The following is a 21,504-nucleotide window of genomic DNA, read 5'->3' as shown; positions in this document are numbered from 1 at the left end:
GGAGGAAAGCATCACGTCTACCCATCCCATCGCATAGTGCGTCGACCCGAATGCCAGTTCGACAACTCTATCGTCACAAAACTGGATCACTCGGTCACTCCTCGCGAGCGCCTAGCTGGGTCGCGGGCGAGGCGAGCAACCTGAGTTGATATCTTATGGGGAACGTTGACCCACTTTGGCAACGAAGGTCAACTCAGATTAACGAGGGGGAGCCGTGAGCGAGGCCCAGTTCCATGGGACGCCGAGACCGCAAGACGAGCCCATCGAGGGCAGCTTCGCGGAGCACTTGGACTATCTGTGCGCCAACGATCCGCGGGGGCCGCTGAGCAATCCGCAGGTTGTTCGAATGCTTGAGGAGCAGGGGTTGCCCAGCTTCTCGTCGACCTACATGTGGCAGTTGCGTACTGGCCGGGCTGACAACCCGACCAAGAAGCACATGGACTCCCTCGCGGATCTCTTCGCCGTGCCTCAGGACTACTGGTCCAACCGCGGTACCGCCACGACCGTGAACAGCATGATTGCCCGCCTTAATGACCTCAAGGAGTCCGGCGCCGACCCCGAGCAGCTCCACCGGCAGCTCAAGGCTTTCACGAAGCTGATGAGCCGAGGTGTCACTCCGGAGGTACTGAACGGGCAGCTGGAGACCCTAATCAGGCTGCAAGAGGCGGGCGTGAACGCAGCCACACTCAAGCGTCTGCAAGATGCGCGGGTCACCGATATCGCGATGAGAGCCGTCGGCCTGTCAGACGAAGGCCTTACCGCAGCCGCGGCCATGATCGACCAGGTCCGCCGACTCGAAGGACTTCCTCCCGAGTCTTAGACCTCGCCTGAGCCCTGCCCGGGAGATATCGAACCACCGATGTGGGACCGGACACTGGGGCGCCACTCCCACATCGGCATTTACTATCCTTTTACACATCTTCAACCGCCAGGACTGTCAATGGCGCAGGCCGCCACGCGGGCTAAGGTCTCCAGATCTTTTGACCAGTCAGGGAGGGGCGCTTTCGTGCCTGTAGCTATGCAGCGGACCAGCGAGCGTTTCGTACGCAGCCTCGCCCTTCCCTCGGTCACTGGGATTCGCGACCTCCTGCCAGAAGTTGAGCGCAGAACGCAGCGGGCCGTCAGACTCGAACCCGCTGAAGTCGGGTGGTCGGCTCCCTGCGGAATGTGGGTCGCGACTGCTGAGACGCATTACATCTTTTACGACCCGCGGACGAGCATCGCGCATCAGGATCACATCATCGCCCACGAGGTAGCTCACATCCTCAAGCGCCACACGGGGCAGCGGAAGCTGCCGGCCGAGGCAACCGAGGGGCTTCTGACCCTTCTGGACCCAGAGCTGATCCAGTCTGTGCTCGGACGTGCGCAGTACGACGATGCGGAAGAACTCGAAGCCGAGTTGGTAGGCACCTACCTTCAGGCACACGTCCACCATCACCAGAAGTACCAGGTCGCGTTCTCCGACGAAACGGAGGCCGATCGAGTTGCACGAACGTTTCTACGCCCCAGAAAGTCAAGTCCTTGAGTGAACTGCACCCCATATGTCTCGTCATCGCGAGTATGGGATTCCTCTTTCTGCTACGGGACTTGAAGAACAACAGGAAAGATCGGGCTCTCGTCTTGCTGAGTCTGGTCTACCTCTCCTCAGCTCTCAGTTTCATCACCGAGTTGCCTCCCATTTGGGGGCGGATTGACGCCGCGCTCGGCGTAACCAACATCGCGGTCCCCCTCGCACAGAGCTTCGTCATGCTGATTCTGGTCTTCCAGACGAGCGTGGTCGCCTACTGGGCATTCCCGCCGGCCAAGGCCCGCCGCATGTCCAAGATCTTCTGGATCGCCGGTGCCGCTGCCATCGCCGGGCTGTTCGCGACGTTCTCCCAGATCGATCCGGACGACTTCTCGCACTTCCTGGTACGCGGCCCCTTCTACAAGGCGTACCTCGGCATCTACATCGCCGCATACACGCTCGCGCAGACGTACTTGGCCGTGAAGTGCTGGCAGCAGGCGCGCCGGTCCGCCAATGCCTGGGTCAGTGCCAGCCTGCGCATCATCACTGTTGGGGCGGTCATAACTGTGGGGCAGAGCGTCATCCGCACTGCCGACCTGGTGGCAGATGCCTTCGGGTCCAGCGCCGACAGCTGGCTGGCCTTCGCGTGGCTCTGCGGGGACGCCGGGGCCCTGCTGACCCTCCTCGGTTACTTCCTTCCGACCCTGGTTGACCGGGCGCGCGGGGTATACGGCTGGGCGAACGAGCACTACGTGTACAAGCGGCTCGGCCCTCTGTGGGAGGCCCTCTACGCTGCGACTCCTTCGATCGCAGCCGTTCCGGCCGAGTCCCAGCTCCGGTCGCTCGTGCAGCTCCGGCCCATCAGCTTCTCGCTGTACCGCCGCATTACCGAGATCAGGGACGGCATGATCGAGCTTCGTCCGTACCTCAACGCTGATGTGCGGGATGAGGCTGAGCATCGGCACGGCACGCAAGGCCTCAAGGATCCGGACCTGGCGGCGGCAGTCGTCGCTGAACAGATCCGTGAGGCTCTCGCCAGTCACCGCCAGAAGCAGGCGGCCGACGAGGTGACGGAGTACGCCGACGCGAGGGTCAGCCCCGAGACCACCGACGAGGACAAGCACCTTCTCTTGCGCATTGCCCGGCACTTCACGCCTCCGCTGGCACAAGTCACAACCCCAGCACATAGTTGACGGACGCTGCGGCCAAGGTGACATGCGCCTTGGCCGCTGGCCCACCCCGGGCAGGCTGGTGGGCTCGGACAGCCCCGGCACCGAAGTCAGCCCGGCCGCTACGGTGTGCGCTTTGAACAGATGCTCCAGGAGATCCTGATATGACCCCCCATGTTCCTGTGATCAAGACGCTCGTCGCGAGCGCGAGCGGAAAGCTCATCGACGTCTACCAGCCGGGCGACGGTTCCGAGCGCCCACTTCCCGTGATCCTCATCTGGCACGGCCTCGGCCCTGATGAACGGGACATCCTGCAGCCGCTCGCGGAGGAGGTCGTCGGGCGGGGGGCCGTCGTATTCGCCTCCGACTGGCGCTCCGATGCGCCGGATGGCGGCCGCGCCGATCTCCTGGACTCGATTCGCTTCGTGCTCGCACATGCGGCCTCGTTCGGCGGCGACCCCGAGCGCTTCGTGCTTGCCGGCTGGTCTGCCGGAGCCGGGGCGGCCGTGAGTGTTGCGTTGCGGCCTGAGCTGCTCGATGGGTGGCGGCCTGTTGCCGTGGTCGGCATTGCGGGCCACTACGGGCTCCCTGCCCGCACGACGGGCGAAACGCCGCTGGACGACCTCGCGGCCACGAGCGCCGGCCCGGTACCGGTCCGGCTGATCCACGGCACGGGCGACGTCATCCTGGACGTGCAGAACTCCCGTGACTTCGCCGAGGCACTCAAGGGTCGCGGCTGGCCCGTTCACCTGGATGAAGTCGCCACCGACCACGCTGGCGTCATCATGACTGAGTACAGCCCGGAGCTGAACCGGTGTGTCCCGACGGTATCCGCATCGGCCGTCCAGGGAGGACGAGTCACGGCGGAGTCCCTCATTCGCGCCACCGAGTCCGGGGCGGCAGCGCAGTAGCCATCCGCCGCTCTTGCGGGCGGTTGAGCACCTACAGCAGTGGGCCACAGGCGCGTCCAATCGCCCGGGGCCCACTGCTTTGTTGCTGAGTCCAGCAACATCGGCTCCCCCAGCTTATGGCACCGTCACACGGCGGCGTCGCCGAGCCCGGCGCGCGCCTTACCCTGGCTTGGCCACGGCCCCGCTCCTCGTGCCGCTCCGGGTCATTCGGCACACCCCACCAGGCCCGCGGAGCGCGGCGTACCACTCGATGGCGGGGACCGGCCCATCGCGGGTCTCGGGGCGGCGCCAGCCAGGCATCACGGCCGTGCGCCCTGTGCCAGCGAACCCTGAGTGCGTGCGTAGGGAAGTTTGATGGGTGGTGGAGCCGACGCAGCTCCACCACCCGCTCGGCATCAGGAGGATTGGGGTGCCGACTTGATGACGGCGAAGGGCGCGCCGAAGGGGTCTGCGAGCCAGGCGATCCGGCCGACTTGCGGCACGTCGGCGGCCGGCATGAGGACGGAACCACCGTTCTCCTGAGCCCTGGCGACGATGGCGTCGGCGTCTGCCGATTCGAAGTACGGCAGCCACCGGGGCTCCGTGTCTTCTGTCACCGCGGTGAGGCCGCCGAATGAGGCATCCTGCTGGTCGCCCTCGGAGGTGGACAGCACGGTGTAGGTCATACCGGGCATCTCCATCTCCTGCGACCGCCAACCGAACAGGGAGCGGTAGAAGGACAGTGCGGTGGCGGTGTCCGGGGCGTGAAGCTCGGCCCAGCAGAGTGTGTTGTCCTCTGACGTCGCTTCCAGGCCCTTGACTGCGGCGGGCTGCCAGACGGCGAAGTCCGCTCCGCCCGGGTCGGTGAGGCAGGACATACGCCCGGCGTCCATGACGTCGGACGGCGCGACCCGCACGGTCCCGCCGCCCTGCTCGACCGCCTTGGCTGTGGCGTCCGCGTCCGGGGTCTTGAAATAGACCGTCCAGGCCGGGCTCGCGCCTTCCTCGGTGAGTGGCCCCAGTCCGGCGACCGTGCGGCCGTCCTTCTGGAAGAAGCCGTATCCGCCTGCGTCAGGGCCTGCGGATTCGAAGTCCCATCCGAAAACAGGACCGTAGAACGCGGCGGATGCCACAGTGTCGGGGCTGCCCAGGTCCAGCCAATTCGGTGCACCGGTGACGAAGTCGGTGGAGAGCATGTGACGTTGCCTTTCGTAGGGCTGGTCAAAGCCGTGTTCTCGGGAACGTTCACCGCCACGCCATCCCCCGAAGGAACGCACCCAACAGAGAGTATCCATAGCACTGCGCTCAGTCAGCAGGAACGTCGAAGTTATCTGGCAGGCGCAACGTTCGCCGCGACGGAAGGACCGGGCAAGGTGGGAGCAGCCCGCCCTCAAGGTGGGCCGCGTCAGCCGAGGACGGGGGGGCGGCGCTGACGGTCGGCCCAGTAGGGGCGTGGGGGCATTGTTCTCCCGGCGCGCTCCGATCGGCGGTGGCGGGAATGATCCCGGCGCCATCTGGCTTGAATCAGTCCGTGACCAATCCAGCCGACCGCCCCGCGCCCCCGCTCACCTGCCCGCCCGCCCATATCGGGCCGTGCGCCATCTGCCGCCGCCCCTGCCATCGCTACGGTGGCCGCGGCGCCTCCTCGCTCTGCCGCGAGTGCCTGGCCCGGGTCGAGGCGGGTGAGTAGCGAGGCCGGTGCCTGCGGGGCCGTGTCGCTCGACGTGCCGGGCCAGCCAGGCCGGATCACCCTGGAGTCATGAGCAGTGCGCCGATCGTCGTGCACCGGATCCAGGGGGTCGGCGGCCGCCGGGTCACCGTCCGGGGCCGGATCCAGGGGGCGGTCTACAGCGATGCGGACCTCATCGAGGTGCTGCGGCTCCTCGGCGTGCCCGATCCGGATCAGGTGGTGGCCGACGCTTCGTCGGCGTTCCTGGAGTGGCGAGACTCCCCGCCGCACGACTACGGGCGCGGCCCGGGCGAGCCGGTACCCCGCCCGGCCCCCCGACGCTGAGCCCGGAGCCGGTCCCGATCGACTGCGGTCCCGGCCGTCGCCACGGCGCGCCGGGCGCGGAAAACGGCAGGGAGCCACGGCCGGGCGGCTCCCCCGCCCCGGGGGTAATGGGGGGAACGGACCTTGCGGGAGTACGCGACGCGGAGCGTGGGCTGCGCACGTGGTTCTCTCGGACGTCTCGGAGGAGGACGGTTGCAGGGCGCGGCGGTTGCTGCCGCGCCCCGGTCAGCGATGGCTAGGAGGGGTTCTCGACGAGCCAGTTCCTGAACTCGCTGCCCTGGATCGTCCACGCGTCCTGGCGGTCGGTCACCCAGGCTTTGCCGGGCACCCACTTGGTGGTGCGCAGGAAGGACATGGGGACGTGGCCCGCCTTGCGGACCTCGTCGAGGTTCAGGACGGTGCCGGACCAGGTGTAGAAGATGCGGTCCGACTGCGTGCGGGAGGTGACCTCGTCGAGGCGGACGCGCATTCCGTGGGTGCGGACGATGTCACCCTTGGCGAGCTCGCTGCTGTCCTTGATGGTGGCCGAAGTGGTGTTCATGGATTCCTCGTCATGTGGTGGCTGATGGGGAGGGTGTAGCGGGGCACGGTGTTCTGCGTCCTGCCCCGCGTGGGGAGCTAGGCCGTGAGCGCGGCGTGGGCGTCGATGTCCCAGGCGGGGAGGGCAAGGCCGAGTTCGGCGTAGCGGGCGGCTCGTTTCGCGGCTTTGCCGGGGCCGGAGTATGCGCAGCCCTTGTGGCGTCGCGGCGGGGCGGGCTTCGCGCCCTTCCGTTCCCGCATGTGGCTGAAGTAGACCTCGATGTCCTCGCCGCACAACAAGTCGTGCAGCGCCCAGCGGTGTTCACTGCCGGGGAAGCCGTTGTGGGCACCGGCGCACCGCTTGCGGGTGCAGCCCTCGGGCTCGTCGACGGGTGTGGTGCGCGGGGTGTAGCCGAGTTCGACCATCCGTGCCCACTTGGCCGCGAGGCCGTCTCTGTTGCGGGGGCTGTTGGGGAGGAACGGGGAGAGGAATGGCGCAGTCATGGCACGTGGCCTTTCACTTTGGGTCTGTGTCGGCGGTTGCTCTCCACCAACAAGGCAAATAGTACAGCATGCGTCGCCATGCGTCCAGTTGTCGGCTAGATTTCAGGCAATCAGACCCATACCTGACGCAGGCTGCCCCTTACTTCCACTCAGGATGTGGCGCACCGGCACGACGGGTGCGGTCCGCCGTATCGGGCTGATGAGCGGGCGCAGCGGTTCCCACCGAGTGCCCGCCAAGCCCGTGATCCCCGTCCACTTCGCCTCGAAGCCTGCGTCCGGCTTCTTCGCCGTGCGCTGTTTGTCCTCGACCCCCGCCGGACCAGCGACCAGGTACGCGGAGGCCGACGGGTACCCATCCCCCGCATCCACGTAGTGCGCCCGCTTGATCATCGAGTTGGGCCCGGACCGCAGTCGCGCTTCCGCCTCACGGCCCCACCGCATCAACGTGAGGTCGGCCTCGCGCCGGGAGCCCTCCCATACAGTCCGCACCGACCGCCACGCCTGGCCCTTGGCCTGGTCCCCGCGGCACTCCTCGCCGTATCCTTCGCACCACGGGGCGGTCTCCAGCCACCCCGACGTCAGGTCGAGGCCAGCCCGGTGCTTGCGCCGGCACGATGCCGACCGCTTCGTGCGGCACCACCATCGGGGCTCGGTGCACCGCTTGCCGTGCCAGGTGCGGCAGTCCTTCGTCCGGCCCGGCAGATACAGGCGCCGGACCTCGTACAGCGCGAACGGCGCTTGATCCAGGGCCTGTTCGAACCGCGTCAGGACCTCGCCGTTGCGCTCGTCCTCGGCGAGCCGCTGGTACAGCGACCGCTCCCCGTACAGCGCCACCTTCTCGTTGAGGGCCTGGGAGGTGTACTCCATCATCAGCGCCGCCGAGGCGAGCTCTGGGCTCTCTCGCAGCCACTCCTCATGCTGCCCTCGGGACGCGCACACGCCACTGAACGGGCAAAACGAGCACGCGCTCTTGCGAATGGGCTCGCCGAGCCGGGCATGCACGTACGCCTCGACCGCGGCGGCCCGGTCCATCGAGTCGGTCTCGATCAGCGGGTAGTACGGCTCGCACACGACGCGGCCCGCCTCGGCGTTGAGTCGCGCCTGGATCGTGCTGTCCTTCTCCGCGCGATCGCGCTCTCCCCCGTTGTAGCCGATCACTCGCCGGAACGGGGCCGTGCCGAACTCGAAGGCGGCCCAGGCATCAAGCGCCCATCCCTTGAACCGAATTGAGGTTCTACGCCCGGAAGCCATCTGGGGAACGGTCCCGGCTGCCCGCAGCTCGTCCGACAGCCGCCACGGGCCCGCCGCCCAGATGCGCAGCGGCCTACGGGTGTCGCCCAGGATCAGCACGCCGTCGGCGTCCCGGCGGCCGCCACGCGCGATCTGCACCGTGCGCACCTTCCTGGTGGCGAGGAGAGGCAAGACCAGTCGGTCGACGTACGACAGGGATGCCGGCCACTCTTCGCCGGTCACCGCGTGCACGACGGTCAAGTCCGACAGGTCCGGCTCCAGGCCGTACGCGACTGGGTCGGCGAGGAACTTCAGCAAGATCGCCGTACTGTCTGCGCCTAGCCCATAGGACAACACGGTGGGCCGCTTACCGGCCGCTGGGGCAGGCTCCGGGGTAGGTGATTCGGGTAGGGCGAACAGGGCGGCTTGAGCCGTGGCAACCACGAGCGATGGCCTTTCGGTGCGGGTCTGTCGGCGGTTGCTCTCCGCCGGGGGATGGGGGCCGCGCCGACGTGTCGGTCGGCGCGGCCCGTGAGCGGCTGTCAGGAGCTGCGGTGTGCTTGAGGGAATCCCGTGACGGCGCGGTGCCCGAGTTCGGTGGCGAACGGGGCGTAGCGCGGTCCGTGTACGCCGTCGTCGCCGTCGTTGGGCTTTACGGTGCCGTCGGTGTCACGGAACTCGACCAGCCCGTCGCGGTGCAGGGCGTTGACGGTCGGCCACGGGGAGCCCTTGGGGAGTCGCTGGTCGCTCTCAGCACCCCGCAGTACGCAGTGCCCGGCGTCCGTGAGCAGCACGCGGCGGCCTTTGCTGTTGATGACCAGGAAGGTGGGGCCGTCGTACCCGACCAGCCGGGCGCTTGCGGCGGCACGCCCGTTGTTGGTCACCTCGGTCACCCAGCGGGCGAGGTGGATGGCATCCAGGACGCGGATGTTGGTGTGCGCGGGAACTCGACCCTTGGGATCGGCGAGTGCGTCGAGCAGTGCGCGGCGTTGGGCGGCGGTTGGGATCTTGGGTTTGTGTGCGGCGGGCATGGTGGGGCTACTCCTGGGGTGGTTCAGCGGGTCGGGTTGGTCAGGTAGTCGGCGAGGACGCTCGCGGCGAACCGGCTGTCGACGGCGCAGCTCTTCTGGTGGGCGTGGTGCAGCAGCTCGGCGGTCCGGGCGCGGTAGCGGAACGCGCCGTACCACTGACGGTGTTCGGTCGCGGGGTGCGTGGCGCTCCACGTGCCGGGCGTGTCCATCTCGGCGAAGTACGCCTCGGTGTCGGGTGAGCGGTAGACGACGGCGGTGTTGCCGCCCTCGTGCTGCTCGACGATGGCGGCGATGCCGTATTCGGCCAGAGCGGCGATCAGGACAGCAGAAGCGGGCATGGGTGTGCTGGGCATAGTGGTCTTTCTGCGGGAAGGCGAAAGAGGGGCGCAGGGCGGGCGCCGCCCTGCGTCGGGGGTGGGGATCAGATGACGTCGGTGGCGTCGTAGAAGGTGGCTAGGCCACCCGCGATCCGCACGGGGAAGGTGGGGAGTGTCGGGTCGACGAGCTCGGCGCGTACCTGTCGTTCGTACTCGGCGTCCGCGATCGCGCGAACGGCGTGGTCTACGACGCGCTTGCCCTTCAGCGACCAGTGCTCAACTGCGTAGCGGGCGTGGCCACCAACCGGGTCGGTGTACTCGATGACACTGATGGTCAGCGCCGTCAAGGGGCGGCCCTTGACGATGGACTGGCGCAGCAACCGGCCGCCCCACAGGGCCAGTCCGTACACCTGACGGTGCTGCTCATCAATGTCGACGCGCTTCCATCGGGTGATAAGGCCCCGGGGGGTGGTCGCGAAGTGCTGGATGGTTCGCAGCGGCCCGTATGCGGCGGTGAGTTGGTCCACGGACGGCGTGGTGAAGTGCACGGACACGGTGGTCCCTTTCGCTTCGGGTCTGTCGGCGGTTGCTCTCCACCAACACCACAAATAGTACAGCATGCGTCGCACAGATGGTAGTTACCTCTGAAATCAAGCCACCTTGCCTTACCCTGCGCCGCGCGCTGGGCCCTGTGCAGTCGGACTGGGCTTACGTCTGCATGTTTGTCAGGTGCGGCCCGACGTAGCCCACGACCAGACGGCCGGCCGTCTCGCCCACCGTGGTCTTCGCGTTGTCCAGGAAGTAGATCCTGGGAGCGATCCGGCTCCGGCTGCCGAGCTTCAAGTGCGCCTGCATCTCCACGCACCCACCCAGGCCGGGGAACAGTCGCTCGTGACCGAACTGCTCCATCGTCGCCCTGCTCTCCGTCATCGCGACCTGCTTGATCGGGTACGGCCTTGCCCCCACGGGCGGCTGCAAGCAGAACTGGTAGAAGCCGCCGTTGAACCCGCCCTTCGCCACCTGCGCATAGGAGTCCAGCGAGCCCAACGCCGTCCACGCCTTCCCCGCCCACGTACGCGCCATGGGGTGCTCGTCCAGCCCCAGCACGATCCTCCGATCCGCCGTCACTGCAAGGTGCTCCAGCTCAGCCAGACGCTCCCACAGCTCCTCAAACGACGCGGGGATGCCCAGCAATGCCTCTGTCGCCTCCGCGACTTCCTCCGCGCGGCCCTGGCGTAGCAGCAAGAGCCGCAACCGGTCCGCCTCGACCTGCGCCTTCTGCAGCCGGTCGAGAGATATGAGGTGGTCCTCGATCTCGCTGTCCCGCTCGGCCAGGAGCACCTGGACCTGCCCGCGCAGCGACGTGTTCGTACGGTCGGCCAGCTCGGCGGTCCGCTCCGCCTCCACCAGCTCCTTGTCCGCCTGCTCCAGGAGCCCGTTCAACAACGCCACCTCGGCGCGCAGCTCCGCTTCCTGCTCACCGGCGCGTGGGGCCGGCACGGGGGCCAGCATCCTTGCCCGGCTCAGGGACTCGCGCCGCTCCTGCCGGTACTGCTCAGCCACATCGTCCGGGAACGACACCGCGGTCACGGCGGCGGGCAACGGCCGTTCCAACGACAGCGCGTGCACTGTGCGTGCCACACCGCGCCACGCCGGATCGGCTGGGTCGGCCCATCGCGCGTTGGCCACGTACCGGTGACGCGGCCCGTCTGGCGCCCACGCTGGATCGACTTCGGGCAGAAACGTCCGCACGGTCCCCGGCCCCACTCGGTGGCTCTCCCCCGCGGCGGCCCGGAACGCCTCGACCGCTGGAACGTCCCACAGCAGGTATGAGGACGCGTCACCGGCTATCCGTCGCATGGTCTCGGCCGCGCGCTGCGACCACAGCGGATCGGGATGCAGCGGCCGGGCTGCTACGACCACGGGGAGCTGCCGGGCCGGGTCGCACAGCACGTCCATCAGGCGCCCCACCTGATCGCGGGTGACTCGCAGTGCGTTGCCGCTGAGCCGCGACAGGCCGTCGTACGGCTCCAGCTCGCGTACCAAGTCGCGGACCAGCCTTGGTTTTCCCGGGTGCACCGTGTGACCAGCGTTGGGGAAGCACTCCAGGTCGACACAGACCACTCCCCCTTCCTGCCCGACGATACGGACGGCGGTCACGGTGGTGCGCCATGTCGCCTCCCTCAGGTTCTGGCGGAGCAGGAGGCGTACCGCGTACTCGGAGCCGCTCGCGTCGCAGGCAGTCTTCAGCGACAGGAGTGAGACGTCGTCTAGATACTGCTGTCCCGTCCCGAGCGGCACCTCAATGCGGAACTTCTCTTTCAGCCACGCCCCGCACGCCCGGCGGGTGGTGTCGAGGAGCGTGTTGGCGTTGGGCACCGCGAACACGGTGCGATGGGTGAGTGTGGTGGCAGGGGTAGTCACGGAAGCCTCGTTGAGACAGGGCCTGGCACGGTAGCCGGGCCGGGTGGCGAAGGTTCACGCGGCACAGGGCCAGGAGCAGCCGCTGTCAGGCGCGGACGGACTGGAGGCCGCCCCTCACGCGGGGTCGGCCTCCAGGGGTGAAGCTGATGCGCCAGGCGGGGGCTGGTCAGTCGCCGAAGTGACTGGTGCCGTCGTGGTTGATGTGGATGCCGTAGAGCGTGAGCGAGCGGTCCGGTGTCTCGTTGTTGCTCCAGGTGCGCGCGGCGGCGTCCCAACTGCTCTGGCCTACGATCCAGCCGTAGAAGTAGCCGCAGCCGTACGTCCGGTACGGGGCGAGCCCCTGTTCGTCGGGGTGCGCGGCAAGCACGGCCTCGAACATCGCGTGTACCGCTCGGGTTTCCCACGTGGCAGCGGAGTAGCGGCGCGACTCGAAGTGGCAGTAGCCGTAGTCCTTGACGCCGTCGCGCGAGGAGGCGGCCAGACGTTCAGCGACGGGGTCGGGCAGCAGGATGACGACCCGGTCCAAGGCGTCGAGGGTGATGTGGATCTGCCCAGTGGTCAGTTCGGCAGCGGATGTCGTGGCGGTCATGAGAACGGTCCTTCCAAGGCGTGGCGGGCGAATTTTGAGCGTTTTGAGCGGTCTCTACGCACGCGCACGCGTAAGAGCGCGCTATTTCGCGGTGTTGAGCGGTGATGGGGTGGGTGTGACGGGCGTGGTCTGCCGCCCGTCACATGGGTGGCTTACTCGGTGTGCAGTTCGTGGATGAGTCGCCAGTTCACGGTGGGGCCGGGGGCGACGGGCACCACGGTTCCGGGCACTCGGACGTAGGCGCGGCAGGTGGAGTAGCCCTGGATGGTGTAGCCGCGCTCGAAGTAGTAGAGGCGGCCGCCGATGAGGCGCATGTGCTCGGTCCAGCCGTCACCCTCGCCGTCAGGGTGGGCGTGGTAGTCGAATCGGGGGCTGATGGTGAACGGCGGCTTCGGCATGGCGTTCCCTTTGCGTGTGTCTAGTAGTTGGTGAGTTGGTGGATGGTCTGCCAGCCCTCGGCGAGGTAGGGCGTGGGGTTCGGGACGAGGGTGCGGACGCGGAGGTGTACGGCGCCGTCTGTGTTCCAGCACCACTCGAAGTAGTAGGGGCGGCTGTTGATGTAGCGGAGGTGGCTGGCTTGTCCGCCGCCTTGGTGGTCGGGGTAGTGCTGTGGGTGGGTGCGTGCGCTGATGGTGAATGGCTGTGTGGGCATGGGCGTGCTCCTGATGACGGAGGGGGCGGGGCGGTGTGCCCAGTGCCGGCGTCGGGCACATGGGCGGGCAGGGCGGGCACCGCCCGCCGCAGTGGCGGGCGGTGCGTATCGGTCAAGCGGTGGGTTCGCCGAACTCGTGCATGGCCTCGATGAGTGCGAAGCGCTTGAGGGGTGCGAAGTGCTTGAGGCCCTCGGAGGCGAACCAGGAGGCGCGGGCCTCGGTGGTCAGGGCGCGGGCCCAGGTGCGGGAGTCCCGGTAGGCGGCGTGAGCCTCGCGGTAACTGGCGCCAGCGCGGACCATGTAGCTCTCGATGGCGGTGGCGCGGGCGTGGAGACGCATGGCTCGCTCGTTCGCTTCGTAGCGGTCGGTGGCGGTTACGTCGAAGAGCTCGACGCAGTCGCCGAAGCCGGTTGCCAGGACCAGTTCGATGTATCCCTCGTCGGTGGTCGGAGTGAGGAGGGTGTCTGTGATCGTGCCGAGCTGGATGAGGACGGTGAAGGCGCGGGGGGTCTTGGCGAGGGTGACGGACATGGATGTGCCTTTCGTTTGGGTCGCCCGGTTGCTCTCCGGGCGGAGTGCGGTGCGCACGGATCGTTGAGGTGCCCGCGCCGGTATTGGGGTTCCGATGCAGAGGGCGGGCCGCACCGCCCGCCGCGTGGGGCGGGCGGTGCGCGCCGGTCAGGCGGTAGTGGGTTCGCCGAAGTCGCGCACGGCCTCGATGAGTGCGATGTGCAGGAGGGGGGCGTACTGCTTGAGGTCGTGGGCGAGCCAGGAGGCGCGGTCCTCGGGGGTCAGGGTGCGGACCCAGGTGCGGTTGTTGAGGTAGACGCGGCGGGCTGTGCCGTAGCTGACGCCGACGCGGTCCATGTAGACCTCGATGGCGGTCGCGCGGTCGTGGAGACGCATGGCTCGGGTGTGCGCCTCGTAGCGGTCGATGGCGGTGACTTCGAAGATGTCGAGGCAGGAGCCGTAGCCGATGGTCATCGCCAGTTCGTCGTACCCCTCTTCTGTGGCCGGGGTGAGGAGGGTGCCTTTGATGGCGCCGTCCTGCATGAGGACGGTGAAGGCGCGGGGGGTCTTGGCGAGGGTGACGGACATGGGTGTCCCTTTCGTGTGGGTCGTGGCCCGGTTGCTCTCCGGGCAGTCGGCGGGCGCCCCGTCGACATGGAAAACAGTACAGCACACGTCGCTCAGCGACAAATCCCGACGCACATCTTTCCGCTTTAGGGCCACTACTTGGGTCCGTCACCCTTGCGTGACGTCGGCTGTACTTTTCGAGAGGACGTGTGTAGCGTGCTGACTGCACCACCGGCCCGGAGAGCAACCGGGCCGCGATCCGAATGAAAGGGACCGTCATGTCCACTCTGCGCCGCACCCGTCGTGCCCTGCTCGCCGGTACGACCGCCGCCGCGATTCTGCTGCTCACCTCTTGCACTGACACGAAGTCCCCGACGGCCAACGCTTCCCATGTCGCAGCAATCAACTCCCCTAGCGCCAAGGGCACACAGGCCACTGCCGTACGCACTGAGGACGTCGTGAACGCCGCCCTCGGCCGCGCTGCTGACACAATCGCCGCGCACGTCGCGACACAGTGCGACAGAGGCCCGGAGGCCTGCCACAAGGTCCTCGCCGAGGCGAACGACGACTTCCCCATGACCTGGGGCTCGGACAACACGCCTGTCACGTTCTTCGAGGACGGCTCCTGGTCCGCCGAGGACGGGGCGCAGCCCGCGCAGTCGGGCACTCCCGCCTCCCGCTGACGACATTCCACCCTGCTTCCTGGCCGGGGCGCCGCCGCGCCCCGGCCCACCCTTCACTGAGAGGCTCCGCGATGAGCTGCTTCACGCTCCCTGACACCCCTGAACCCCTCACCCTCACCGACCGGCCGTCCGGCGAGGACTTCTCACCCCTGCCGCACGGGCTCACCCTGGGTGATGCGGTTGCCGTTCGCGCGTTCCAGGTGCAGCCCGGTGACCTCGTGGTCGCGATGTTCAGCGACGGAACCGGCCTTCACCCGACCGAGCATGTTCCCGGGCCGTACCCGGCCGATCCACACACCGTTTCCGACTGCCCGTGCAACGGGTGCGAGGAGTGTGACGACCTGGACTCCTGGACGTCCGCCGGGCACGGCCGTGTCGCGGACACCGGATGGAGGTTCGCGTGTCTCGCCCCGGCCGAGGATGACGAGCCGTGCGTCATCGTCCTGCGCAACCGGCCCATGGCCGTCATCCCGGCCGCCGTCGTGGCGGCCGCCGAAGCCGCTGAGCCGCCTGAGCGAATGTACGGCGTCACCTGGTCCGTCGACTTCGATGCGTCCAGCCCGGAGGAGGCTGCGCGCCTCGCCCACGAACAGCTCAAGAGCTACGCCACCGACTCCTTGCCGCCGGTCCTGGAAGTACGCGGGCAGGGCGGCCGAACTACCGTGATCGACTTGAGCAACGGAGAACAGACCACCATCGAGCCCAGCCCGACATACACCCGCGACCAGGTCCGGCAGGCCGCAAGCGCGGCCTTGGCTCGCCTGCACGAATTCGTCGATCTCGGGGACGAGTTGCAGTCCCTTGGCGTCGGGGCGCTGCTCTCGCTCCTGGATGACCCGCACAGCTCGTATCCGTACACGGGCGACGAGGAGGAGGGTCGGTGACGGGCCGCGACTGGAGGCAGATGGGGCGCGCCGACTTCGACACGTCAGCACCGCTCGCTCTCGTAGATGAGACTGCCTTGCGCACGGTCGCCCCGGTGCCGGCCGTTCCGGACGCGTACGGCACGGCCGCCCTGTTCGGGGACGACGTACCCTTTGGCCGAGCCCGGCGCCGCCCGAAGGCGCAGCATGCGGAGCCTCAGGGCGACACCTTGTTCTAGCCTCACGAAAGAAGAACAGTCCGCGTCATTCAACGCCGAGGCATTGAGGCGCGACCATGAGCCGCCGGGCTCGCATACGGCAGGAGTATGCAGATACCCACCTGCCCTGAGTGGACCCAATGTGACGCGTGCTGTACTATTTCTCTTGTTGGTGGAGAGCAACCGCCGACAGACCCGAACTGAAAGAGGACCACCATGTCCGCTACTTCCCGCCGCGCCGCCGCCGTCATCCGCAACCGCGCCCGCGCCAACCGGGCCGCCGCCCGCGAACGCCGCGCCGCTGTCATCGCCGCCCGCCGCATCCGCACTGGCCCGCGCTCACTGGCCACCCACGTCATCGCCACCGGCGCCGCCCGCGCCATCGTGTCCGGCGCTGTCGCCGCCCTGCGCACTCAGGCCAAGAAGGCAGGCATCCGGGGCACCGCCGCACGCATCCGACGCACCCTCAACGGCCGTGCCCGCCGCGCCGTGACCGTCTACCGCTACACCGCCGAGCAGGTCGCCCAGATCGTCGCGAACTACAAGCCGCGCAAGGCCGAGTACCAGGACATCCGTACCGCCCTGGCCGCTGCCTGATCTACCCCCGGCGCGCCCTGCCCAGGGCGCGCCCCCTGGCTACCACGGAGACCAAACATGAAGCCGCGTCCCACGTGGACCACCGAACAGATCCGACCTGTTGACCTGGCTCCCAGTGACTTCGCCCTCATCAACAGCGAGTGGCGCGAGGTACTGGACGTCTACAAGACACCAGATGACTTCAACTCTGACGGCTGGAGCCCCGAGCGCTGCAATGCGGTGCTGAGCCACGTGGAGCAGGACGAGCTGTACGTAGTCGTCCGCTATCTCGTGGAGGAGACCTACCACGAGGGTGGTGACGGCCTCCTCGCGCTGCGCCGCGCGCAGCTTGTCACCGTTCAGACCGCCTGCTACGGCCGAGCCCCCAGCACCTCCGCCTGACGGACACAAACCTCTGCCGGGGCGCACCCTGTCCGCGCCCCGGCCCCCGATACCGGAGACGTACCCCATGGACGCCATCACTCCCCGCGCCACACTCACCCCCGTCGAGGCCGCCGCGCTGCGCGCACGCATCACCGCCGACGTCGCCCGTGACCGGTTCGCGCCACCCGCCACCATCACCGTGCTGCGGTTCATCGCATCCCATCTGGACCGGGCGGCCGAAGCATTCGAACGGAACACTCCCAAGGACGCTGCGCACGCCCTGAGCGACGCTCGCGAACTCGCCCAGCTCCACCCGGAATCCCGGTTCCCCGCGAACTTCACGGACTACATCGACGCTCCGCTCACCGGCGTCGCCCTGCCGACGCTCGCCCCGTTCAACCCGGTCAGCGCCATGCTCGCCCACGAGGAGGCCGAGCTCCGCAAACGCCTCGCCCTCGTTCACGAGCAGCTCGCGCAGGCCACCAGCGAGAGCGCCACCGATGCGTGGCTCCCCAGCGCGCTCGCCTACCAACGCGATCTGATGCGCCTCGCCGGGATCGTCGGCGTCGACAACGCTCGGCCCGACAACCAACGCCCCGCTCCCGAGCCGGAGGAGCCCGCCGAGCCGCATGTCCGGTGTATCGCGTGCGGCAGCTCCGCCATCCGCTTCACCGTCCGCGAGTGGGCCGTCTGCGAGTGCGGCAAGGGCCAGTCCTGGGCCGCCGCCATGGTCTGCGACTGCCCGGGCTACGACTGCCCCGCCATCCAGGGCCCCGCCTCCAACTGACCACCCCGGGGGGCGCATCGCCCGGTGCGCCAGCTCTGGCGACGGACTCGCCACGGTCGCTTCCCGCGTCGCCGCTGTCATGCGCCGCTATCTCTGACCCATCTGCGCCCCAGCCGCTCGGCTGGGGCGCCCCTCAGGCCCGGAGAGCAACCGGGCCCGGCCCGAACCGAAAGGAATCAACTCCCCATGACTACACCCGGCTTCACCATGGTTGAGCAGCACATCACCCTCACGGACGAGGATCTTGCGCCGCTGCTCGCTGGCGTCGGCCTCTACAGTCGCGCCGCCGTTCGTGCGGCCGTCGAGAACGGCCTCACCCTGACCGCCGACGAGGCGTACATGAGCAGGTACGCCGCCCGCTTCGCGTGGGCCGAGACCGCCATCATGACGCTGCTCGACACCCCCAACGCGCCATGGGCCGAAGTGAAGAACCTCCACTACCGCGCAACCGACGACGGCGTACCCGGGGACGACGACGTGCCGCAGTTCACGCGTGATCAGGTGTCCATGGCCGTGAACAACGGCATCGACCTGGCCGCTGTACGCGAGCGGCGCACCGTCGCCGACGATGTGGACAACTTCATCGTGAACGCCGCGATGACACTCCTCGATAACCCTGACGCCGACTTCTACAAGGTGGTCGTCGAGAACTACTGCGACAGCCCGAGCGTGATCCGCTCCTGGCTCCGCTGACCTCACCGTGGGGGCCGCCCGTCCGGTGCGCCCCGCACTCCGCCCGCATGTCAGCGGGCGCCAGTTCGGCAGGGGGCGACGCAAGCCGTCCCCTGCCGGTCCACTCCCGGCGCAGAGCAACCGCCGGACGACCCGCCTGAAGAGGAACCTCCCCATGACCACCGTCGCCACCCCCATAGCCACCGTGCCGGCCTTCGCCCACCGCGTCGCCGAGCGGCTTCCGCACCGCTCCGGAACCCCGTGGGCGGCCGAGCCGTACTCGGCATGGTGGACGACCCGCCCGGCCGCGCGCCTCACCCAGGCCGGACGGACGGGCGCGCTCATCGTGGCCGAGCATCCGTGGCGCACCGATGTCGCGTGGCAGCTCGACGACCGCGAACCGTACGCCCCGGACCTCACTGTCGAGTCCATCAGTCCGGTACTCATCGCCCGCGAGACGCTGCGCCTGGTCCTGCCCCGCCTCGACGACGCGATGGCAGTCACCTACACCGATCGGCGCGACGAGGCCAGTCGTCGTCGGCTGTGCCACCTCGACCTGATCGGCAGCGCGCTCCGCGCCCAGGGCGCAGCGACGTACAACCACGTCGGTGTCCATCCGAACAGCAACGTCCTGTCCTGGAGTACCCAGGGGGTGCGGTACGCCGTGACGCTGATCGGCGCCAACCCCGCGTGCGACATGTCCGTCACCGGCCCTGCCGAAGCCGTGGAACGCACCCTGGCGCACTTCCTGCCCGAGCCCACCGGCCGGGCGCCGAGGTTCCCGCTGCGCGGCATAAGCACCCGGCTGGGGCGCCGACTGGCCGCACACTTGGGGCAGTTCACCACCGTCGAGCAGCTCGATGACGACGGCCTCACCTTCGGCGGCTGCAACGGCCCTTTCGGGTACATCGCTCCCCCAGCCGATCCGGCGGCCCGTGTCCGGGACAGCACGCCCGTCGCTGCCGAGCTGTACGGCGTCGGTATCGATCACCTGGTCCACCTCGCACCGCGCCTGGCCCGCTGACCGCTGCTGCGCCCGGCACGCACCCGGGCGCAGCCCGGCTCCTTCCCGTACCAAGAAGTGGAGACTCCCATGCCCATGCCCATGTTCGCGTCCGACTCGGCCCGTGCCCGTGCCCGTGAGATCGCGTCGGCACTCATCCCCGGACTGGCCACGCTCGACCCGGTGTTGCTCACCGCGATCCGTGAGACCGTCGCCGACGCCGAGGAAGCCGCGTGGCGACGCGTGGTCGCCCGCCGAGTGCGTGCCGTGGCGCCCGGCCCGTACACCGTCGCCGAGTTCACCGCTGTGGAGACCAAGTACGGGTACGCGCACGACGACTTCAGCGGACGGAACGTGTCACTGTTCGCCGACGGGCAGGGCGACCCCAACGAGTGCGTCGACCTGGACGATGCGGAGCTCACACGGGCGTTGGGTGCGCTGTCGGAGCTGCTTCGCCCGCACGAAGGTGCGGAGCTGTCCGTCGACTTGGCCTAGGAGGAACGGACCGCCTGACAGTCTCAGCGTCCGCCGGAGGGTCCGGGTGTTCTTCGGAGCGCCTGGACCCTGCCTCATAACAGGCTAGTCAGAGTCGCCGACACCATTCTGAGCTGCACCAACAGAACCATAACGACGCGTGCTGTACTATTTCTGGTGTTGGTGGAGAGCAACCACCACGACCCGAACCGAAAGGCACCACACGTGTCCGAGCCGACCGCAGCCGAACTAGGCGTTGTCGCCGAAGCCCTAGCCCACCGCGAAGCCAACCGCCCTATACCCGCGCCGGTCATGGCCCAGCTCGACGAGATCGCCGCGCCATGGCCCGGCCGCTGGCTCCTCCCCTGGGTCGAGGGCGAGCCGGTACGCGTCGTGGAGCTGTGCGCCGGGCCGGGCGGCTTTGGTGAAGGACTCAAGACCGTCCTTGGCCTCACCCACTTCGACATCATCGGCGTCGACATCGACAAGGACGCATGCGCCACCGCCCGCGCGGCCGGCCACATGCGCATCTGCGCCGATATCACCAAGCTGGACCCCGAGCACCCGGCGCTGCGCGACACCCGGGGCGTCATCATCAGTCCCCCATGCCCGACCTTCTCTCCTGCGGGCAAGCTCGCCGGATTGCTGGAGGCCAACCTCGACATCCTGTGCGAGACGATCGCCTGCGTCAGCGAGGCCGCTGGGTTCGTCCGCCTCGACGATGCGTGCTGCGACGAGCTGTTCCCTGACCTCGAAGGCGACTGCCCGATGTGTGCGGAGTTCGGCTACCACGAGGGCTATGCCCAGCGCTCCGGGGCCAGTTGGGCGGAGGTGCGCGCCCAGCTCGACGAACTCACCGACCCTCGCATCGGACTGATGGCCGAGGTCGCGATATGGCCGCTCGGCCTCCAGGCCGCAGGCGCCCCCATCGAGTGGATGGCCATGGAGCAGTCCAGCAACCTGCCTGAACGCATCCTGGAGGAACTCTCGATCGAGTTCGAGTGCGCCGACTGGTTCCGTACATCCTGGGCCGTCCTGGAGGCCGCAGACCTCGGCGTCGCTTCCCGCCGCAAGCGCACGTTCATGATCGCCACACGGCACAAGAACGCCCTGATCGCCCCGCCCACCACCGCACTACCGGTCACGACAATGGCCGAGGCGCTCGGCTGGGACGACGGCGAGCGGATCAACACCCGAGGCAACCGCCCGGTCGATCCGGCCACCGGGCGTGCCAAGGGCGGCAACTGCTTCTCCGCCGACAAGCCGTCCTGGTGCCTCACCGGCAAGACCCGCACCTGGGTCCGCGAACGCGACGGGCTACGCCTCACTCCCGCCGAAGCCGGAACCCTCGTCTCGTTCCGCGCGACCTACCCATGGCAAGGTTCCCGCTCCTCGCAGTTCCAGCAGGCGGGAGACGTCGTCTGCCCAGTCGTTGCCGCGTACGTACTTGCCGCGATCCACGGCATTGACTGGGAGCCACTGGTCCGCGACTACCTCACGGGTCTGTACCACTACGACGATCTGTGGGCCGAGTTCGACCTGGCAGTCTGACCCGCCGCCCGACTTCCCCCAAGGTCGTTGGCGACGGTGGGCCTGGCTGTCAGCGGCCGAGGTACGCCGTCGCCAGCGTCATTTCAGGATGCCGAGGTAGTTGACGATGCCGCCGACCGTGTCGACGAGGCCGATGGACCCGTCGGAAGGGACTGCCGTTGCCGTGCTGGTTGTGAGCCCAAAGATGCAGGCAGTTCCGAGGATGACTGCGGCGATACGACGCATGAGGAATTCCCTTTACTGTCCAGGCAGTGGGGCTTGACCCAGCGGATTGTTCGAGTCGCCGCATGGTTCCCCGCTGCGCCCCGATCACGGGAAGGTGCCCTCGCGCCGGGGTCCACCCCCTTCGAGAGATGGGCCAGGCGCCCG

At 68.2% G+C, this 21,504-nt stretch carries 29 protein-coding genes; 15 read left to right on the top strand and 14 right to left on the bottom strand.

Features of this window, described 5'->3' with window-relative positions; genetic code table 11:
• Nucleotides 1–214 precede the first annotated feature (214 nt).
• The 4 genes from ACIBK6_RS24120 (at nt 215) to ACIBK6_RS24105 (ending at nt 3,587) form a co-directional block, all read left to right on the top strand.
• Complete coding sequence (locus ACIBK6_RS24120; protein WP_399053402.1) at nt 215–820, top strand: hypothetical protein; 606 nt, start codon at nt 215–217, stop codon at nt 818–820.
• Between the two features lie 120 nt (nt 821–940).
• Complete coding sequence (locus tag ACIBK6_RS24115) at nt 941–1,525, top strand: hypothetical protein (RefSeq protein WP_399053401.1); 585 nt, start codon at nt 941–943, stop codon at nt 1,523–1,525.
• Nucleotides 1,522–2,700: an MAB_1171c family putative transporter gene (locus tag ACIBK6_RS24110; RefSeq protein WP_399053400.1), complete on the top strand. Its 1,179-nt coding sequence runs from the start codon at nt 1,522–1,524 to the stop codon at nt 2,698–2,700. The genes ACIBK6_RS24115 and ACIBK6_RS24110 overlap by 4 nt, the downstream gene beginning before the upstream one ends.
• Before the next feature lie 158 nt (nt 2,701–2,858).
• Nucleotides 2,859–3,587 carry an alpha/beta hydrolase gene (locus ACIBK6_RS24105; protein ID WP_399053399.1) on the top strand — a complete coding sequence of 243 codons (729 nt, stop codon included), beginning with the start codon at nt 2,859–2,861 and terminating at the stop codon, nt 3,585–3,587.
• Nucleotides 3,588–3,982: 395 nt separating this feature from the next.
• Here ACIBK6_RS24105 and ACIBK6_RS24100 read toward each other — a convergent pair whose 3' ends face one another.
• Entirely contained in the window at nt 3,983–4,762 is a 780-nt protein-coding gene (locus ACIBK6_RS24100; protein ID WP_399053398.1) for a VOC family protein, read from the bottom strand.
• Nucleotides 4,763–5,097: 335 nt separating this feature from the next.
• Here ACIBK6_RS24100 and ACIBK6_RS24095 point away from each other — a divergent pair, with 335 nt between their 5' ends.
• Nucleotides 5,098–5,256 carry a hypothetical protein gene (locus ACIBK6_RS24095; protein WP_399053397.1) on the top strand — a complete coding sequence of 53 codons (159 nt, stop codon included), beginning with the start codon at nt 5,098–5,100 and terminating at the stop codon, nt 5,254–5,256.
• A gap of 69 nt (nt 5,257–5,325) precedes the next feature.
• Entirely contained in the window at nt 5,326–5,580 is a 255-nt protein-coding gene (locus tag ACIBK6_RS24090; protein ID WP_399053396.1) for a hypothetical protein, read from the top strand.
• Between the two features lie 235 nt (nt 5,581–5,815).
• Here ACIBK6_RS24090 and ACIBK6_RS24085 read toward each other — a convergent pair whose 3' ends face one another.
• From ACIBK6_RS24085 to ACIBK6_RS24030, 12 genes are all read right to left on the bottom strand, one after another.
• A complete protein-coding gene (locus ACIBK6_RS24085; RefSeq protein WP_399053395.1) occupies nt 5,816–6,121 on the bottom strand; it encodes a hypothetical protein in 306 nt (101 codons plus the stop codon).
• 77 nt (nt 6,122–6,198) lie between these two features.
• On the bottom strand, nt 6,199–6,603 hold the full coding sequence (locus ACIBK6_RS24080) for a hypothetical protein (RefSeq protein WP_399053394.1): 405 nt from the start codon (nt 6,601–6,603) through the stop codon (nt 6,199–6,201).
• Nucleotides 6,604–6,705: 102 nt separating this feature from the next.
• Nucleotides 6,706–8,151 (bottom strand): hypothetical protein, encoded by a 1,446-nt coding sequence (locus tag ACIBK6_RS24075; protein WP_399053393.1) that lies wholly within the window; start codon nt 8,149–8,151, stop codon nt 6,706–6,708.
• A 224-nt stretch (nt 8,152–8,375) separates the two neighbouring features.
• Nucleotides 8,376–8,864, bottom strand: a complete 489-nt coding sequence (locus ACIBK6_RS24070) for a hypothetical protein (protein ID WP_399053392.1) — start codon at nt 8,862–8,864, stop codon at nt 8,376–8,378.
• Between the two features lie 23 nt (nt 8,865–8,887).
• A complete protein-coding gene (locus ACIBK6_RS24065; RefSeq protein ID WP_399053391.1) occupies nt 8,888–9,217 on the bottom strand; it encodes a hypothetical protein in 330 nt (109 codons plus the stop codon).
• A 68-nt stretch (nt 9,218–9,285) separates the two neighbouring features.
• Nucleotides 9,286–9,735 (bottom strand): hypothetical protein, encoded by a 450-nt coding sequence (locus tag ACIBK6_RS24060; protein WP_399053390.1) that lies wholly within the window; start codon nt 9,733–9,735, stop codon nt 9,286–9,288.
• Nucleotides 9,736–9,889: 154 nt separating this feature from the next.
• Nucleotides 9,890–11,605, bottom strand: coding sequence for a hypothetical protein (locus ACIBK6_RS24055; RefSeq protein WP_399053389.1), 1,716 nt, complete (start codon nt 11,603–11,605; stop codon nt 9,890–9,892).
• A gap of 166 nt (nt 11,606–11,771) precedes the next feature.
• The gene (locus ACIBK6_RS24050) at nt 11,772–12,194 is read right to left on the bottom strand and encodes a hypothetical protein (RefSeq protein WP_399053388.1); all 423 of its coding nucleotides are present in this window, start codon (nt 12,192–12,194) and stop codon (nt 11,772–11,774) included.
• Between the two features lie 152 nt (nt 12,195–12,346).
• A complete protein-coding gene (locus ACIBK6_RS24045; RefSeq protein ID WP_399053387.1) occupies nt 12,347–12,592 on the bottom strand; it encodes a hypothetical protein in 246 nt (81 codons plus the stop codon).
• A 20-nt stretch (nt 12,593–12,612) separates the two neighbouring features.
• The gene (locus tag ACIBK6_RS24040; protein ID WP_399053386.1) at nt 12,613–12,846 is read right to left on the bottom strand and encodes a hypothetical protein; all 234 of its coding nucleotides are present in this window, start codon (nt 12,844–12,846) and stop codon (nt 12,613–12,615) included.
• Between the two features lie 112 nt (nt 12,847–12,958).
• A complete protein-coding gene (locus tag ACIBK6_RS24035) occupies nt 12,959–13,378 on the bottom strand; it encodes a hypothetical protein (RefSeq protein WP_399053385.1) in 420 nt (139 codons plus the stop codon).
• A 147-nt stretch (nt 13,379–13,525) separates the two neighbouring features.
• Nucleotides 13,526–13,945: a hypothetical protein gene (locus tag ACIBK6_RS24030; protein ID WP_399053384.1), complete on the bottom strand. Its 420-nt coding sequence runs from the start codon at nt 13,943–13,945 to the stop codon at nt 13,526–13,528.
• Nucleotides 13,946–14,202: 257 nt separating this feature from the next.
• On the opposite strand from ACIBK6_RS24030, the gene ACIBK6_RS24025 reads away from it, so the two are divergent.
• The 9 genes from ACIBK6_RS24025 (at nt 14,203) to ACIBK6_RS23985 (ending at nt 21,135) form a co-directional block, all read left to right on the top strand.
• Nucleotides 14,203–14,607, top strand: a complete 405-nt coding sequence (locus ACIBK6_RS24025) for a hypothetical protein (RefSeq protein WP_399053383.1) — start codon at nt 14,203–14,205, stop codon at nt 14,605–14,607.
• Nucleotides 14,608–14,678: 71 nt separating this feature from the next.
• Nucleotides 14,679–15,491, top strand: coding sequence for a hypothetical protein (locus tag ACIBK6_RS24020; RefSeq protein ID WP_399053382.1), 813 nt, complete (start codon nt 14,679–14,681; stop codon nt 15,489–15,491).
• A 413-nt stretch (nt 15,492–15,904) separates the two neighbouring features.
• Nucleotides 15,905–16,285 carry a hypothetical protein gene (locus ACIBK6_RS24015; protein ID WP_399053381.1) on the top strand — a complete coding sequence of 127 codons (381 nt, stop codon included), beginning with the start codon at nt 15,905–15,907 and terminating at the stop codon, nt 16,283–16,285.
• Nucleotides 16,286–16,342: 57 nt separating this feature from the next.
• The gene (locus tag ACIBK6_RS24010; protein WP_399053380.1) at nt 16,343–16,666 is read left to right on the top strand and encodes a hypothetical protein; all 324 of its coding nucleotides are present in this window, start codon (nt 16,343–16,345) and stop codon (nt 16,664–16,666) included.
• Between the two features lie 67 nt (nt 16,667–16,733).
• Complete coding sequence (locus ACIBK6_RS24005; RefSeq protein WP_399053379.1) at nt 16,734–17,435, top strand: hypothetical protein; 702 nt, start codon at nt 16,734–16,736, stop codon at nt 17,433–17,435.
• A 186-nt stretch (nt 17,436–17,621) separates the two neighbouring features.
• Nucleotides 17,622–18,128, top strand: coding sequence for a hypothetical protein (locus tag ACIBK6_RS24000; RefSeq protein WP_399053378.1), 507 nt, complete (start codon nt 17,622–17,624; stop codon nt 18,126–18,128).
• 154 nt (nt 18,129–18,282) lie between these two features.
• Nucleotides 18,283–19,131: a hypothetical protein gene (locus ACIBK6_RS23995; RefSeq protein ID WP_399053377.1), complete on the top strand. Its 849-nt coding sequence runs from the start codon at nt 18,283–18,285 to the stop codon at nt 19,129–19,131.
• Between the two features lie 69 nt (nt 19,132–19,200).
• Nucleotides 19,201–19,605 carry a hypothetical protein gene (locus ACIBK6_RS23990; protein WP_399053376.1) on the top strand — a complete coding sequence of 135 codons (405 nt, stop codon included), beginning with the start codon at nt 19,201–19,203 and terminating at the stop codon, nt 19,603–19,605.
• Between the two features lie 204 nt (nt 19,606–19,809).
• Nucleotides 19,810–21,135 (top strand): DNA cytosine methyltransferase, encoded by a 1,326-nt coding sequence (locus tag ACIBK6_RS23985; protein WP_399053375.1) that lies wholly within the window; start codon nt 19,810–19,812, stop codon nt 21,133–21,135.
• A 78-nt stretch (nt 21,136–21,213) separates the two neighbouring features.
• Here the strand turns inward: ACIBK6_RS23985 and ACIBK6_RS23980 are convergent, their stop codons facing one another.
• Nucleotides 21,214–21,360 (bottom strand): hypothetical protein, encoded by a 147-nt coding sequence (locus ACIBK6_RS23980; RefSeq protein ID WP_399053374.1) that lies wholly within the window; start codon nt 21,358–21,360, stop codon nt 21,214–21,216.
• Nucleotides 21,361–21,504 lie beyond the last annotated feature (144 nt).

Origin of the sequence: Streptomyces sp. NPDC050485 (genome assembly GCF_044458185.1) — a bacterium.
Taxonomy (GTDB): Bacteria; Actinomycetota; Actinomycetes; order Streptomycetales; family Streptomycetaceae; genus Streptomyces.
This window is presented reverse-complemented; position numbering and strand designations above follow the sequence as displayed.

What these genes read in the sequence shown, in the direction of transcription:
- ACIBK6_RS24115 (WP_399053401.1), top strand. Translation starts at nt 941, where the DNA reads ATGGCGCAGGCCGCCACGCGGGCTAAGGTCTCCAGATCTTTTGACCAG.
- ACIBK6_RS24100 (WP_399053398.1), bottom strand. Translation starts at nt 4,762, where the DNA reads ATGCTCTCCACCGACTTCGTCACCGGTGCACCGAATTGGCTGGACCTG.
- ACIBK6_RS24090 (WP_399053396.1), top strand. Translation starts at nt 5,326, where the DNA reads ATGAGCAGTGCGCCGATCGTCGTGCACCGGATCCAGGGGGTCGGCGGC.
- ACIBK6_RS24085 (WP_399053395.1), bottom strand. Translation starts at nt 6,121, where the DNA reads ATGAACACCACTTCGGCCACCATCAAGGACAGCAGCGAGCTCGCCAAG.
- ACIBK6_RS24080 (WP_399053394.1), bottom strand. Translation starts at nt 6,603, where the DNA reads ATGACTGCGCCATTCCTCTCCCCGTTCCTCCCCAACAGCCCCCGCAAC.
- ACIBK6_RS24070 (WP_399053392.1), bottom strand. Translation starts at nt 8,864, where the DNA reads ATGCCCGCCGCACACAAACCCAAGATCCCAACCGCCGCCCAACGCCGC.
- ACIBK6_RS24065 (WP_399053391.1), bottom strand. Translation starts at nt 9,217, where the DNA reads ATGCCCAGCACACCCATGCCCGCTTCTGCTGTCCTGATCGCCGCTCTG.
- ACIBK6_RS24050 (WP_399053388.1), bottom strand. Translation starts at nt 12,194, where the DNA reads ATGACCGCCACGACATCCGCTGCCGAACTGACCACTGGGCAGATCCAC.
- ACIBK6_RS24045 (WP_399053387.1), bottom strand. Translation starts at nt 12,592, where the DNA reads ATGCCGAAGCCGCCGTTCACCATCAGCCCCCGATTCGACTACCACGCC.
- ACIBK6_RS24040 (WP_399053386.1), bottom strand. Translation starts at nt 12,846, where the DNA reads ATGCCCACACAGCCATTCACCATCAGCGCACGCACCCACCCACAGCAC.
- ACIBK6_RS24035 (WP_399053385.1), bottom strand. Translation starts at nt 13,378, where the DNA reads ATGTCCGTCACCCTCGCCAAGACCCCCCGCGCCTTCACCGTCCTCATC.
- ACIBK6_RS24030 (WP_399053384.1), bottom strand. Translation starts at nt 13,945, where the DNA reads ATGTCCGTCACCCTCGCCAAGACCCCCCGCGCCTTCACCGTCCTCATG.
- ACIBK6_RS24025 (WP_399053383.1), top strand. Translation starts at nt 14,203, where the DNA reads ATGTCCACTCTGCGCCGCACCCGTCGTGCCCTGCTCGCCGGTACGACC.
- ACIBK6_RS24020 (WP_399053382.1), top strand. Translation starts at nt 14,679, where the DNA reads ATGAGCTGCTTCACGCTCCCTGACACCCCTGAACCCCTCACCCTCACC.
- ACIBK6_RS24015 (WP_399053381.1), top strand. Translation starts at nt 15,905, where the DNA reads ATGTCCGCTACTTCCCGCCGCGCCGCCGCCGTCATCCGCAACCGCGCC.
- ACIBK6_RS24010 (WP_399053380.1), top strand. Translation starts at nt 16,343, where the DNA reads ATGAAGCCGCGTCCCACGTGGACCACCGAACAGATCCGACCTGTTGAC.
- ACIBK6_RS24005 (WP_399053379.1), top strand. Translation starts at nt 16,734, where the DNA reads ATGGACGCCATCACTCCCCGCGCCACACTCACCCCCGTCGAGGCCGCC.
- ACIBK6_RS24000 (WP_399053378.1), top strand. Translation starts at nt 17,622, where the DNA reads ATGACTACACCCGGCTTCACCATGGTTGAGCAGCACATCACCCTCACG.
- ACIBK6_RS23995 (WP_399053377.1), top strand. Translation starts at nt 18,283, where the DNA reads ATGACCACCGTCGCCACCCCCATAGCCACCGTGCCGGCCTTCGCCCAC.
- ACIBK6_RS23990 (WP_399053376.1), top strand. Translation starts at nt 19,201, where the DNA reads ATGCCCATGCCCATGTTCGCGTCCGACTCGGCCCGTGCCCGTGCCCGT.
- ACIBK6_RS23980 (WP_399053374.1), bottom strand. Translation starts at nt 21,360, where the DNA reads ATGCGTCGTATCGCCGCAGTCATCCTCGGAACTGCCTGCATCTTTGGG.